Below are 13,887 nucleotides of genomic sequence, written 5' to 3' on the forward strand. Positions count from 1 at the left end.
TTATTCCTGTCCGTGGCGCACGATATGGAAGCCCTCGTCGTCCTGCGGCGCCACGAAATACGCGGTGATGGCGTCGTACTGGGCTTCGCTGGTGGTGAATGGATGCGTGCCCGCCGCGTTGCGCGCGCGCAGCCGTGCCTTGCAGACCTCATCGGGAAGGTCGAGAAAATGCAGTTGATGGCGACAGCCCGCGGCCTGCGCGACCTGCCGCAGCCATGCGCGGCTTGCGCGCGTATTGGCCGGGAAATCCAGCACCACCGACAGCCCCGCCGCGACCACGGCGGCGATATGCCCGCCCATCGCGTCGCGCAGGCGGCCGGCGCAGCGGCCATAGTCGGCCACGCTGAGGATTTCGCCCGGATACAGGGCCGCCAACCACGCGTCCTCGCTGATCAGCAGGGTGTCCGGCCGCGACGCCAGGCGGGCCGCCAGGGTGGATTTGCCGGCGCCGATCTTGCCGCACAGAAAATGCAGCATCGGCGTGGAGGAAGGCGACAGGGAAGACGGGTTCGATTGCATGGCTTGCCTATGAGAAAACCAGCGGCGAGCCAACAAAAAACCCGCCTTTGGCGGGTTGATGCAGCGATGATCCGACGCGCGCTAACCCACCATGTTCCGAATGGTGGTAATAATCAGGGCGAACGAAAGCGACGGGCGGTTCATGCGTCGATCATGCGCGAGCCCGCCCGACCTGTCAAACCGATCGCGCCCCGACCGCTGCCGCGCCAGCGCCGTCGCGGCCGGGCGCGCCAAGGAATCCCGATGTCCGACCACCCCGTCACCCTGCGCCAGGCAACCGCCCGGGACGCCGACGCCATCGCCGCCATGCATGCGGCCAGCTGGGCCGCCACCTACCGCGGCCTGCTGCCCGACGGATTCCTCGACGCCGGACTGGCCGACGACCGCATGGTGCACTGGCAGGACAGGATGCGGGAATCCAACCTCGACGCCCGGGCCGTATTCATCGCCGAACAGGACGGGCAGCCGATCGGCTTCGTCTGCGTGCAGCAGGAACACGACCATCCCGGCGAAGTCCTGCTCGACAATCTGCACGTCCTGCCGCCCTACCAGGGCGCCGGCGCCGGCAAGCTGATGGTGGCGCGCGCCGAGGCCTGGGCCCGCGCCCGTGGCGCCGCGCGCCTGTACCTTTACGCGCTGGAAGGCAATACCCGCGCCATCGCCTTCTATGAACGCCAGGGCTGGCAATACACCGGCAGCGAGATCGACCGCATCGGCGGCATCGAGGCGCGGGCGCGGCGCTATGTCCGGCCGCTCTAGCGCGGAAAGCCCGCGATCGGGAGTAAGGTACAGGGTAGAAATCCCGATTGCCCCGGCATGCCACCGTGTGCCGCCAGCAGGAATCCGAACACCATGAAGACTTCTCGATCAGTGCTGCGCCCTCTCCTGGCCATGCTCGCTTGCGCGTCGATCACCGCCTGCGCCGACAACCCGCCGCGCCAGGCCACCGATCTGGACTACCGCAGCCGCCCCTCCCCCTCCATGCGGGGCGCGACCAGCTCGCCGGACCAGCGCTTGAGCATCCAGTCCGGCGAGGGGGAAAAGTTGAATCTGCCCTGGTTCATCCAGGATACGCAGGACTGGATCAACCGCAACTGACTTCGTCGGAACTCGTCATCCGCGCGGGGCCGCCGCGCGCGGCGGCCTCCCCCCCGATGGCCGCGCGATCCAATTCGTCAACGGACATGGGACGTCCGAAAAACCATCCCTGGCCCACGGCGCGCGGCGCCCGCGCGCTGACGTACTCGACCTGCGCGCGCGTTTCCAAGCCCTCCACGATCAACTGCACATCGAGTTTTTTCGCCATTTCGATGACGTGATCCAGCACCGGGTTGGTGTTCGAATCGTCTACGATCGACTGGACGAAGATGCGGTCCAACTTGATGCCGCTCACGTCCCATTGGAGGACGCTTCCAAGGCTGGAATACCCCACGCCGAAATCGTCCAGGAGGACTTTGAAGCCCGCCCGGCGAAAGCGGCTGATCAGCTCTGCCGGGGTCGCGGACGAGAACTTTGCCGACTCGGTCACTTCAATCGCGATCCGCTCTGGCGGGACCCCGCCGTCTTTGACACAACCCGCCAGAAAATCAAGAAACGTTTCGTCTTCCAGATCCGCCGCAAAGACGTTGACACTGAGATAGAAGGGCTTTACCCCCGCCAGTCTGTCCTTTACTCCCTCTATCGCATGCCGGATGATGTATCGCGTGAAGACACGACGCAGTCCCATCGACTCGATCCAGGGGATGAATGTGTCCGGAGGAATGGGGCCGACCTCGTCGTGCGTCCATCGGGCGAGCGCCTCGACACCCACCATTTCGCCGGTCGCGAGCGAGCACAGTGGTTGATACCGGACCTGGATCTTCTCGCGCCGTATGGCCTTGCCCAGGCTCACCCGCAGACCGTTCGCTCCCCGCCACCAGAGGAACAGCGCCACGCCACAGGCCGCGCCCACGCCAGCGCCCAACAGGCCGGTAACCAGGACCGGAAGGCGCGCGTCCGCTTGCGCGACCGAGGCGACGCAGACGTCAGGCTCGCCGGGCGGCGAGCAGGCCGAGCCCGTGCGCGTGATCGTGAACGCGCTCGCGAGCCTGGCCGCCATGCCTGGCCCGGCCTCGGTCGGCGGATGGGCGCCGAATTCCTGGATAAGGCCGCCATCCCTTGAAAACGTGCGTCCCCACAAGTGGCCCGAGTGGGCCTCCACATCGACGAACGCGCTGGGTCCGCTGAACACCGCCACGTGGTCATTTGCAGCCACGTCGCCACTGAACGACGGGTGGATGGGGTTCTTCAGCTGCCGCCACAGATATATGTCCTGGCGCAAGGCCTTCCGCTGCGCCGGCAGGGCATAGGGCTCCTCCCATCGTCCCCATATCGCCGAACACTGCAAGACCCCATCGGTTATCCGGGCGATATCTCCGACGTATTTCGACCGGAATACCCGCTCCCGCATCTGAACCAGATCAGCCGCCGAGCAGGCCGCGACCGGGGCGCTGAGTTCGCCGATGATGGCGGCCTGCTCATTTGCGATATCCAGCGAACGCTCAAGCACATGGACATTGTGGTGCTTGATGAGATCAGCCACTTGCGACGCCTTGAACGAATAGCCGATCGCCCCAAAAAACACGGCAAAGGCGACTGTCGGCGCAAGGATCAAAAGCAGTCCGTACCGGCTCGATAGGTGTCCTGTTGTCATATTGGCCCTTTGGAACTGGTCAGATTCTACGGTCATCCCCGCCGATGCCGATCACGCCGACAAACCCGTTTTGCGGGCCTATTTCCCCCAAGGGTTTCCCCGCGAACGATGCTGCAAAGCAACAAACCGCCGCGCGCCGCTTTTTCCGCCCCTTGCCGCCCTGCCCGCAAAAAAAATCCGCCCGACAAGGCGGGCGGATCCAGAAACCGCGCAGGCATGCGCCTGCCGGTAAAGCGGCTACCTCACCGGCGCCTTCGCCGCCCCCACGTCCTTGCGCACCTTTGCCACGTCGGACGCGCTGACCACCGCGCCCTGGTTGCCCCAGCTGGCACGCACGAAGGTCACCACGTCGGCGACTTCCTTGTCCGTCAGGCGCCAGTCGAAGCCCGGCATCGCGTACGCGGTCGGCGCCGCCGTCGTGCCCGGCATCTGCGCGCCCTTGAGCACGATGTGGATCAGCGAGGCGGGATCGGCCGAATTCACGGTCGAACTCAGGGCCAGCTGCGGGAAGGTCTCCGCGTAGCCCTTGCCTGTGCTGCGGTGGCAGGCCGCGCAGTTGTTCAGGAACGTCATGGCGCCATCGCTGGTGTCCTTGCCGGTGCGCAGGGCCTGCGCCACGGTGTCGTTGTACGCGAGCGGCCTGGTGGCGTCCTTGTTCACCGGCGGCAGGCTCTTGAGATACACCGCGATGGCGTTGACGTCGGCGTCGCTCAGGTGCTGGGTGCTGTCCTGCACCACCTGCGCCATGCCGCCGAACGCGGCCGAATGGCCGTTGCGGCCGGATTTCAGGAAGGCGGCGATGTCTTCCTTGCTCCAGCTGCCCAGCCCGTCGGCCATGTCGCCGCGCAGGCTCTTGGCGAGCCAGCCCTCGACCACGCCGCCGGAAAGGAAGGCCGAGCCGTCGGCGTCGGTCAAGGCCTTTTCCTGCAGGGCGAAGCCGCGCGGCGTGTGGCAGGTGCTGCAATGGCCCAGGCCTTCGACCAGGTACTGGCCGCGCAGCAGCGCCTGCTTGTCGGCGTCGTTGGCGGGCGTGGCGCTGACCGGGGCCGTGGCGACGTCCGGCGCGAACATCCAGCGCCACACGCCCAGCGGCCAGCGCATCGACAGCGGCCAGGTGATGTCGGTGTCCTTGTTGGCCTGCTTGACCGGCTCGACGCCGTGCATGAAGTAGGCGTACAGGGCCTTGACGTCATCCGGCGTGACCTTGGCGTAGGCGGTGTACGGCATCGCTGGATACAGCGAGTGGCCGTCCTTGGCCACGCCATGGCGCACGGCGCGGTCGAAGTCCTCCAGCGTGTAGTTGCCGATGCCCGTGTCCTTGTCGGGCGTGATGTTGGTGGAATAGATCGTGCCCAGCGGCGACTCGATGCCCAGGCCGCCGGCGAAGGGCTTGCCGTCCTTGGCGGTATGGCAGGCGATACAGTCGCCGGCGCGCGACAGGTACTCGCCCTGCTTGATCAACTGGGCATCGGCCGCGGCCGGGGTGCCGTCGGCGGCCCAGGCGCTGCCCGCGGCCAGGACGGAGAGCGCGGCAACAATGGCTTTCTTCATCATTGTCGACTCCTTACGCCTGGACCAGCGGACCGGGATTCTTCAGGTACTGGTCGCGGATCGCTTGCGCGGACCAGAACGCCAGGGCGCCCACCAGGCCGGTCGGGTTGTAGCCCATGTTCTGCGGAAAGGCGCAGGCCCCCATCACGAACACGTTGGGCACGTCCCAGCTTTGCAGGTACTTGTTGACCACGCTTTCCTTGGGGTTGGAGCCCATGATGGCGCCGCCCGTGTTGTGCGTGCTCTGGTAGACGCGGGTGTCGTAGCGCGCGCCCTTCTTGCGCACGGCGACGAAGTGCTTCTCGGGTTTCATGGCCTTGGCCACTTCCTCCATCTTGTTGCCCATGTGGCCGAGCATGTCGAATTCGTTGTCGTGCCAGTCGAACGTCATGCGCAGCAGCGGCTGGCCGAAGCTGTCCTTGTAGGTCGGGTCCAGCGACAGGTAGGCGTCGCGGTACGACATCACCGAGCCGGAAATGCCGATGGTCATGAAGCGCTGGTAGGCGTCCTGCACGCCGGCCTTCCAGGCCGTGCCCCAGGTGGGCGTGCCCGGCGTGGTGGGCGTCATCTTGATGGGACGGCCACCGTAGCGCACGTGGCGGATGCTGGCCCCGCCAAGAAAGCCGAGCGGGCCGTGGTCGAACTGGTCGCCGTTCAGATCGTCCATGCCGACGCCGCCGGCGCCGGTGCCCACGAACGGGTTGAGCTGGGTGCCCTTGGGCAGCAGCACGTTGACCGCGCCGTTCATCTGGTAGGCGTAGTTCTTGCCGACCACGCCTTCGTTGGTCTTGGGATCGTAGGGCTTGCCGATGCCGGACAGCAGCAGCAGGCGCACGTTGTGCATCTGGTAGGCCGACAGGATCACCAGGTCGGCGGGCTGTTCGACCTCGCGGCCCTGGGCGTCGATGTAGGTCACGCCGACCGCCTTCTTGCCGGTCGAATCGAGGTTGACCTTGATGACGTGCGAATGGGTGCGCAGTTCGAAATTGGGCTTTTTCAGCAGCACCGGCAGGATGGTCGTCTGCGGCGAGGCCTTCGAATACATGTAGCAGCCGTAGTTCTCGCAGAACCCGCAGAAATTACAGGGGCCCAGGCGCACGCCGTACGGGTTGGTGTAGGGCCCCGACGCGTTGGCCGCGGGCGCCGGATACGGATGGAAGCCCACTTCGCGCGCGGCCTTGTCGAACAGCTGGGCGCCGTAGGTGGTGGCCAAGGGCGGCAGCGGGAATTCCTTGCTGCGCTTGCCTTCCAGCGGGTTGCCGCCCTCGACGATCTGGCCGTTGAGGTTGCCGGCCTTGCCCGAGGTGCCGCAGACGTATTCGAACTTGGTGAAGTACGGTTCCAGCTCGTCGTAGGTAACGCCGAAGTCCTGGATGGTCATGCCCTCGGGGATGAAGCTCTTGCCGTAGCGCGTTTCGTAGCGGGTGCGCAGTTCCAGTTCCTCGGGCAGCACGCGGTAGTGCATGCCGTTCCAGTGAAAGCCCGCGCCGCCCACGCCGGTGCCCAGGAGGAACGAGCCATTCTGGCGGTACGGCACGGCCACGTCGTCGACGCCATGCCGTATCGTCACGGTCTCCTTGGACAGGTCCTGGAACAGCTTGCCGCGCACGGAGTACGCCAGCTCGTCGAGCACCTTGGGATATTCCGCCTCCTTGGGCGTGTCCTGCATGGCGCCGCGTTCCAGCGCCAGCACGTGCAGGCCGGCCTCGGTCAGTTCCTGGCCCATGATGGCGCCGGTCCAGCCAAAGCCCACCAGCACCGCATCCACTTTGTCTTTCTTGATCGCCATCGCTTACCCCTTTTCCCCGGAGATCGACACGGGCCCGTAGGGATACTTGACGTTGGGCTGGTCGGCCCAGTCCATGTAGTCGCCGCGCGCGCCCGGGAAACCCACCATCTTCCAGCCCACCATGTTCTTGTTGCCGCCGTACATCGGGTCGGCGAAGAAGCCTTCCTTGGTGTTGGCCAGCAGGAAGCTGAAGAAGGTCCTGGCGGGAACGGTATCGAACTCGATCTTGCCGGCCTGCAGGTCCTTCAGGATCTGTTCCTGCACCGGCTTGTCCAGTTCGGCGTAGCGCTTGCCGTGGGTCTTCGTGCACCAGGCGTCACAGGCCTCGATGCCGTGGCGGTAGACCTCGCGCGGGTTCTGGTTCAGCTGGTAGCCCAGTTCCGGCGCCACGTCGGGATGGAACGGCCCCTGCATGTACCAGAGCTTGCCGTGGCCGTAAGGCGTCTCCATCTGGCGGTCGATGAACTCGGGCACGCCGGCCTCGATCGCGCCGGGGCCGTACTGGTCCGCGGGGATCAGGTGATCGACCGCGGCCACGATGAAGTCCCATTCGGGCTTGGTGAAGTAGGTGGGCTCGTAGGCCTTGGCCGCGCGCGCCGCGCCGCCGTCGGCGGCGTTGGTACAGCCCGTGGCGGCCACGCCCACCGCCAGTGTCGAGGCCGGCACGATGGCCAACGCCTGCAGAAACCGCCTGCGCGGCTTTGCGTCTTGTGTCATAGACATCTCCGTGAGAATTCCAAGTTGTCCTGGCACAGCCGAACATGAACCCCTGGAAACACGAACTGCCGGGCCGCGCCCTGGTGACAACGCGCTCTTCTTGGTGACAGAAAAGCAGACCCGTCCTACAAAGGGACGGGCCCTCATTATGCGCTTTTCAGCCCATCTGATCTGCTCCAAAGACCGTATCAGATCGATTTTCTTGACTTGGGATTTACTTTTGCATTAAGGACACTGTCAGACGAATTCAGGACTGCCCTGCATCTGTATAGTGCGCAGTCAACCTGCGGCCACGGGGGCCCCGCCCGGTCCAATAACAAACGTTACTCATGGAAACGATTCGATGACGGAAAAGAGCAAAACCTGGCGCAGCTCGACCACCACCCACAGCTGGTCGATATCGGGCGGCACGTCGGCCGACGCGGGCGACGCCATGGACGCATTGCGCCACGCTGGCAACGGCGCCCGGACGCGAGTCAGCGAGCAATGGAGTTACGTCGGCGATGATGCCGACGGCCCCTACCGGGTCGAAATCAAGGACGGCGTGGTCACGCTGAACGGCCGTCGCTACGACAGTCTGGACGCGGTGCCACAGGCCGACCGGGAACGCATCGAAGCCCTGCGCACCGGGCTGAACGACAGCGGCCTGTGGGACGCGCTACGGGATGCCGGCGTGGACATCGGCGGCTTGGCGGGAACGGGGGCGCCAAGACCGGCCGACAAGCCGGCATTCATCATGGAAACGGATATCCCGGATGTGCGCAGCGCGGCGCCCGCCGACGGGCCCGCCCCGCACGCCTTGGATGCGCCCGCTCCCGGCGCGGTGCCGCGCGGCGCTGGCGGGCTGCGCCGCATCGTGTTGGTCGCCCTGGCGGTGGGACTGGCGTGGTGGATACTGCGCGTGACGGGCGCGGCCTAGCGCGGCGCTTGCCAGAGGCACTGATGGCCACGTCCACGACCGCGTCGACGCCACGCGCGCCCGCGATATCTGCCAGGCCGGAACGCGCCGACAGCCCCTGACGCCGCCCGCGCTTCAGTGGGCGCGGTGGCGTTGGGCGATCAGCCACGCGCCTGCCCCCAACAGCGCCGCCACGCCGAACGCCACCGCCATTCCCCGTGCGACCGCGGCCGGCGCGGCGGTCGACAGGTCCGGCGCGCCCGTGCCCAGGGCAAACACCGCTCCCATGAGCGAGGCCCCCGTGACCAGCCCCAGGTTGCGCGACAGGTTCAGCATGCCCGCCACCAACCCGCGTTGGCCGGCGTCGATGGCGCCCATGATGGCGGTATTGTTGGCCGCCTGGAACAGCGCATAGCCAGCGGTCAGCAGGACGATGGGCGCGATATACCCCGCCAGTCCCAACGAGGTGGGCGCCGCCGCCAGCAGCGCCGCGCCCAACGCAAGCGCCGCCAGGCCCGCGCGCGCCACGCGTCCCGCGCCACGACGGTCGACCAGGCGTCCCGCCGGCACGCCGCTCAGTGCGCTCACCAGCGGTCCGGCCGACATCGCCAGCCCGGTTGCGGCCGCATCCAGTCCCAGCGCTCGCGCCAGGTAGAACGGCCCCACCACCAGGGTGGCCATCATCACCGTGGAGACCAGCGCGTTCGTCGCCAATCCCGCCGCCAGGCCAGGCTGGCGCAACAACGCCGGACGCAGCAGCGGCGCCGCCGCGCGCGCCTCGACCCGCAGGAACAGCCATGCGCCCAGCGCGGCGGCCAGCAGCAGGCCGGCATTGAACGCGCCGAAGTGACCCCGTCCCGGCGTCATGGCCAACGCATAGGCAGCCAGCGCCATCGCCAGCAGCACCGTGCCGGTGACGTCGAAGCGCGCGGCGCGGCCCCCGCGCGGCGGATCGGCCGGCAGGCAGCGATAGGCCAGCGCCAGCGCCGCCAGACCGAGCGGCGCGTTCACCAGGAAAATCGCGCGCCAGCCGGGCCCGGCGATCAAGGCGCCGCCCAACGTCGGCCCCAGCGCCGTGCCCACCGCCGACATCGTGCCCAGCAGTCCCATGGCGCTGCCTGTTCGATTCCGGGGCGTCAGGTCGCTCACGAACGCCATGGTCAACGCCATCATGAGCGCCGCGCCCACGCCCTGCGCTGCGCGCGCCGCCACCAGTTGGCCCAGCGTGGTGGCCAGGCCGCAGCCAGCCGATGCCAGCACGAACACCACGATCCCGCCCAGCAGCAGCCGTCGCCGGCCCGCAATGTCGCCCAGGCGGCCCGCGCCCACCACGCAGGAAGTGATCGACAGGAGATAGGCCAGCACAATCCATTGCACCTGCGCGAACGGAGCGTCCCACGCGCGAGCCAGCGTCGGCAGGGCGACATTGGCACTGCTGGTACCCAGCGAGGACAGCAGCATCGACAGCGCCAGGCCGGCCAGGCCCCAGGCGGCGCGCCGGCCGGTGGCCGCGGCCGGCGCGGAATTCGAAAGAACTTGAGACATGGAGATCCGTGAAAGAAAAATGCGGGGCGACGCGGTCGGCGCGCTGCGCCCCAGGGCGCAGCGGCGGCCCGATCCTGCTCCGATTGCCGCCAGCGTATGCCGGCATCGACCATGGCGGAAGGCGCAGCATTTGCACTTTATCCATGCACCAGACGCCATCTCACGGCAACGCCGTGCTATGTTCGCGCCATGTCCCGTCCCGACCTGAACCTGCTGCTCACGCTCGACGTCCTGCTGACCGAGTGCAACGTCGCCCGCGCCGCGCGCCGCCTGCACCTGAGCCCGTCGGCAATGAGCCGGGCGCTGGCGCGCCTGCGCGACACCACCGGCGACCCGCTGCTGGTGCGCGCCGGCCGCGGCCTGGTGCCGACGCCGCGCGCCCAGGAACTGCGCGAACAGGTGAGCCGGCTGGTGCAGGAGGCGCAAGGCGTGCTGCGTCCGGCCGAACTGCTCGACCCGTCGCGGCTGTCGCGCCACTTCACGCTGCGCACCAGCGATGGCTTCGTGGAGTATTTCGGCCCGGCGCTGATCGCGCTCGCGCAGCGCGAAGCGCCCGGCGTGCGGCTGCGCTTCGTGCAGAAATCCGACAAGGACAGCGCGCCGCTGCGCGATGGCAGCGTGGACCTGGAGACGGGCGTGATCGGCGCCGCCAGCAGTCCCGAGATCCGCACCCGGGCGCTGTTTCGCGACCGCTTCATCGGCGTGGTGCGCGCCGGCCATCCGCTGGCCCGTGGCAAGGTCACGGCGGCGCGCTACGCCGCCGGCCAACACGTGCTGGTCTCGCGCCGCGGGCTCGACAAAGGCCCGATCGACGAGGGGCTGCGCGCGCTCGGCCTGGCGCGCGAGATCGCCGTGATCGTGGCCGGGTTTTCCGACGCCCTGTCGCTGGCGCGCGGTTCCGACCTGATCGCCAGCGTGCCCGAGCGCCATACCGGCAACCTGCGGGCCGGGATGCACAGCTTCGCGCTGCCGGTCGAGGTGCCGGCCCTCACCGTCTCGATGCTGTGGCATCCGCGCATGGATGCCGACCCCGCTCACCGCTGGCTGCGCGAGTGCGTGCGGCAGGTGTGCGCGGCCTGACGCCGCGCCGCGGCCCTGCGCTCGCGGATCGCCGCCCTCAATCTACCCACCCTCGCCACGCGCCACGACGCGCATGCGGTGTTCGTCGGACGCTGAGCAGCAGACGGCCCCAGACGAACGAGCGCGCATCACCTCGCGCTCTGACCGAACTTTGCCCGGTAGGCGGTAGGACTCGTCAATGCGATACGCCGGAAGTGCCTGCGCAGCGACTCTTCCGAGCCGAAACCTGCCAATTCGGCAATGCGGCCGATTGGCAAGGGAGTCTGCGCTTCCAGCATTTCACGGGCTGCCGCCACGCGCTCGCGCACGAGCCATTCGTAGGGTGCCATGCCGGTGGCGTCGTGGAATTGCCGTTGCAGTGTGCGCGGACTCATCGCCGCGCGTTCCGCGAGCGAGCGCAACGTGTGCGGCAAGGCGGAATGCTGACGCATCCAGTCCATCAACTTTGTCAGGCGCCCGCTCTCGTCGTGCGGCACGGGGCGAGGCACGAACTGCGCCTGTCCGCCCTCCCGATGCGGCGCCACCACAAGTCGCTGCGCGACCCGATTAGCCACGGCCGCGCCATAATCCCTGCGCACCAGATAAAGCAACATATCCAGCCCGGCCGCGGAACCGGCCGAGGTAATGACCTGGCCTTCGTCGACATATAGCGCATCTGGCTCGACGCGCACTTGCGGGTAACGCTGCCGCAGCATATCGGCATATCGCCAGTGGGTAGTCACCGTCTTCCCGTCCAGCACACCCGCGGCAGCCAGCACGAACACGCCGGAACAGATTGAGCAAAGCCGCGCCCCGCTCCGATGAGCCTTTCGAAGCCGTTTCAGCAGCGGCTCGGGCGGCAATTCGTCAGCATCGCGCCACCCGGGCACCACGATCGTGTCCGCAATGTCGAGCATTTTGAGCGAATAGGGTGCGGCGACCATGATTCCACCCGCGGCCCGCAGCGGGCCAGGCTCGATCGCGCAAACGGCAAAACGGTACCAATCCACACCGAGCTCAGGGCGTTCTAGCGCGAACAGCTCAGTCACGCACCCGAACTCGAAAGTGCACAGCCGATCGTAAGCGAGGGCAACGACGAGATGGTTTTTCATGGCGCAATATTACCGAATATTGTCTATCGCGCCACTTATCGGGACGGTCCGTGGACGCCAGAATGCGTCTCCTGGATTCCTTTTCCCAGGCGATTTTCATCCGACGATCCACTCAGGCTTAATCAAAATGTCGACTACCAACGCTGTCACCGCCATCCCCGCCGCCGCCCCCGCCGCCGCACTCTCCCACTTCCGCGCTGCGCTTCAGTTCGAAACTGATTGCTCCGACGTCGCCAGCGCGCTCGCAAGTGGCACGCCCGGCTTTATCCTGCTCGACGTGCGGGGTCCAGCCCTGTTCTCGCAGGGCCATGTGCCGGGCGCGATCAATCTGCCTCACGGCAAGATTGTCGAATCGAAGCTGGTGGACTATCCGGCCGACGCCCTCTTCGTCACGTATTGCGCCGGCCCGCACTGTAACGGCGCGACACGTGCGGCCTTGCGCCTCGCTCAACTGGGGCGACCGGTGAAGATCATGATCGGAGGGATTACAGGATGGCTGGACGAAGGCTTCAACTTGTCCGCGAATGAGGACTGAGATCGCACCGAGGGCACGCAACCAGGTGGTTGTCAGCATGACACGCTCAGGAACCCCAAAAAAAGCCGGGCTGCGCGAGTGCGTGCGGCAGGTGTGCGCGGCCTGACGCCGCGCCGCGGCTAGGCGCGCGGGACGGCCCGCCCGGGCCAGCGCCATGACTGTTCGCGGAATTCCTGCGGCGGCATGTCGTAGGCGCGGCGGAACGCGCGGGCAAAGTCCGATGCGCTGCCGAACCCGAGCCCATAGGCGATTTCCATCACCGTCAGGTGCGGATAACGCGCCAGTTCCTCGGCGGCCAGGCGCAGGCGCAGCTGGCGGATGTAAGTCCCCAGCCCGCCTTCGTGCTGGAACAGGCGGTACACCGTGGGACGCGGCAGGCGCAGCGCCTGGATCACCGATTCCGGCGTCAGCCCGGCCTGGTGCAGATGGGCCTGCACGTAGCGCCGGACCTCCGCGACCATGGCCGCCCGCCCCGCCGCGCGCGCATTGCCAGCCAGGCGCGCGTCCTTGCCGAAGGCGGCCAACAGCAGCCGCACGCAGGTGATGATGTCGGCCTGCGCTTGCCGCGCGTCCAGGCCGCGCATCGTTTGGCCCAGCGCCGCCACCTGGCCGATCGCCAGCGACAGCAGCGGCATGCCATCGTGCAGCGTGCGGCCGTGGATCGCCTGCGGATCGGGAAACACCTCCTGCACCAATTCCGCCGGCACAAAAAAGGTCAACATGCGACAGGCGTGGCGCCACAGCCGCACCGGCTGGCCCAGGTCCACCGCCAGCACCCGCGCCGCGCCACGCGCATCCGGCGGGCGCGGCGCGTTGCGCAGCGTCACATCGCCCACCCCGCCTTCCAGGAACACATGGAAGGCGAAGTCGCGGATGTTGTCGCGTGAAATGCGCACCAGCGAACGTTCCAGCCGCAGGGCGTCGGAACGGCAATCGGTGAACATCAGCCGGCCGATGCGATAGCGATCGATGGACGCGTTGAAAGGCTGGCGCAGCGCGTCGCGGTCGGGCAGCACGTCGACCACGTGCCCGACCTGGTCGCGCCATGCCAGCAGGCGGCGTTCGGGGGCCTGCGCCGCCACATCGAAATGATGGTGGGCGATGGCGGGAGGCATGCGCGGCGGTTGGCCGGCCGGATAAGCACTTGGGTTCATGCTTGCAGGTTGCCGCGCGAGTGGCCCGGACGAGGACGCGTCAAGTATGACAAAAAGTAAATAACCGGCAGACTCCGGCAAAACTGAGACGCGCGGTATAGCCACGAGACTAACAGTATCTAAGCTTGCCAGGAGATTCCGCAAGACGTACGCGGACTCGGGCCGAAGTACCGCAAGCAAGCGGGGCGCCGCGCCGGCCCGGCCGGCACGGCGCCGCACAGCGACTTGGCGCATTCCCCTTCGCGGGGAATGCGCATTTTTTTCACGCCGGGGTTCCCGGGATGCCTGGCCGGTCCGGCGCGGTCTCCGGGAATAC

Annotated in this window: 13 protein-coding genes; 5 read left to right on the plus strand and 8 right to left on the minus strand. The window is 67.3% G+C overall.

Going from position 1 to position 13,887, the window contains the following annotated elements; translation table 11 throughout:
• The gene (locus tag AC6CR5_RS07605; RefSeq protein WP_241131776.1) at nt 1-519 is read right to left on the minus strand and encodes a P-loop nucleotide/nucleoside kinase family protein; all 519 of its coding nucleotides are present in this window, start codon (nt 517-519) and stop codon (nt 1-3) included.
• Between the two features lie 243 nt (nt 520-762).
• Here AC6CR5_RS07605 and AC6CR5_RS07610 point away from each other — a divergent pair, with 243 nt between their 5' ends.
• Nucleotides 763-1,278, plus strand: a complete 516-nt coding sequence (locus AC6CR5_RS07610) for a GNAT family N-acetyltransferase (RefSeq protein WP_498085440.1) — start codon at nt 763-765, stop codon at nt 1,276-1,278.
• Between the two features lie 93 nt (nt 1,279-1,371).
• Nucleotides 1,372-1,617, plus strand: coding sequence for a hypothetical protein (locus AC6CR5_RS07615; RefSeq protein ID WP_006384442.1), 246 nt, complete (start codon nt 1,372-1,374; stop codon nt 1,615-1,617).
• Here AC6CR5_RS07615 and AC6CR5_RS07620 read toward each other — a convergent pair.
• The 4 genes from AC6CR5_RS07620 to AC6CR5_RS07635 all read right to left on the minus strand — a co-directional run bounded on the left by AC6CR5_RS07620 (nt 1,604) and on the right by AC6CR5_RS07635 (nt 7,268).
• Entirely contained in the window at nt 1,604-3,247 is a 1,644-nt protein-coding gene (locus tag AC6CR5_RS07620; RefSeq protein ID WP_150100583.1) for an EAL domain-containing protein, read from the minus strand. The two genes, AC6CR5_RS07615 and AC6CR5_RS07620, sit on opposite strands and share 14 nt — an antisense overlap.
• A gap of 201 nt (nt 3,248-3,448) precedes the next feature.
• Nucleotides 3,449-4,765 carry a c-type cytochrome gene (locus AC6CR5_RS07625; RefSeq protein WP_498085441.1) on the minus strand — a complete coding sequence of 439 codons (1,317 nt, stop codon included), beginning with the start codon at nt 4,763-4,765 and terminating at the stop codon, nt 3,449-3,451.
• Between the two features lie 10 nt (nt 4,766-4,775).
• Nucleotides 4,776-6,551 carry a GMC family oxidoreductase gene (locus AC6CR5_RS07630; protein ID WP_020928105.1) on the minus strand — a complete coding sequence of 592 codons (1,776 nt, stop codon included), beginning with the start codon at nt 6,549-6,551 and terminating at the stop codon, nt 4,776-4,778.
• Nucleotides 6,552-6,554: 3 nt separating this feature from the next.
• Complete coding sequence (locus AC6CR5_RS07635; protein WP_026382872.1) at nt 6,555-7,268, minus strand: gluconate 2-dehydrogenase subunit 3 family protein; 714 nt, start codon at nt 7,266-7,268, stop codon at nt 6,555-6,557.
• A gap of 343 nt (nt 7,269-7,611) precedes the next feature.
• On the opposite strand from AC6CR5_RS07635, the gene AC6CR5_RS07640 reads away from it, so the two are divergent.
• Complete coding sequence (locus AC6CR5_RS07640; RefSeq protein ID WP_172999472.1) at nt 7,612-8,187, plus strand: hypothetical protein; 576 nt, start codon at nt 7,612-7,614, stop codon at nt 8,185-8,187.
• Between the two features lie 114 nt (nt 8,188-8,301).
• On the opposite strand, the gene AC6CR5_RS07645 is transcribed toward AC6CR5_RS07640, so the two are convergent.
• Nucleotides 8,302-9,711: an MFS transporter gene (locus AC6CR5_RS07645; RefSeq protein ID WP_172999473.1), complete on the minus strand. Its 1,410-nt coding sequence runs from the start codon at nt 9,709-9,711 to the stop codon at nt 8,302-8,304.
• A gap of 189 nt (nt 9,712-9,900) precedes the next feature.
• Here AC6CR5_RS07645 and AC6CR5_RS07650 point away from each other — a divergent pair, with 189 nt between their 5' ends.
• Nucleotides 9,901-10,791, plus strand: coding sequence for a LysR family transcriptional regulator (locus AC6CR5_RS07650; protein ID WP_020928117.1), 891 nt, complete (start codon nt 9,901-9,903; stop codon nt 10,789-10,791).
• Between the two features lie 128 nt (nt 10,792-10,919).
• Here AC6CR5_RS07650 and ftrA read toward each other — a convergent pair whose 3' ends face one another.
• Nucleotides 10,920-11,882, minus strand: coding sequence for a transcriptional regulator FtrA (gene ftrA, locus AC6CR5_RS07655; RefSeq protein WP_006387130.1), 963 nt, complete (start codon nt 11,880-11,882; stop codon nt 10,920-10,922).
• A 127-nt stretch (nt 11,883-12,009) separates the two neighbouring features.
• Between ftrA and AC6CR5_RS07660 the strand changes: the two genes are divergently transcribed.
• Nucleotides 12,010-12,417: a rhodanese-like domain-containing protein gene (locus AC6CR5_RS07660; protein WP_150100587.1), complete on the plus strand. Its 408-nt coding sequence runs from the start codon at nt 12,010-12,012 to the stop codon at nt 12,415-12,417.
• Nucleotides 12,418-12,536: 119 nt separating this feature from the next.
• Here AC6CR5_RS07660 and AC6CR5_RS07665 read toward each other — a convergent pair whose 3' ends face one another.
• Nucleotides 12,537-13,571: a helix-turn-helix transcriptional regulator gene (locus tag AC6CR5_RS07665; protein WP_498085442.1), complete on the minus strand. Its 1,035-nt coding sequence runs from the start codon at nt 13,569-13,571 to the stop codon at nt 12,537-12,539.
• Between the last annotated feature and the right edge of the window lie 316 nt (nt 13,572-13,887).

Source organism: Achromobacter sp. EG18 (genome assembly GCF_059759395.1).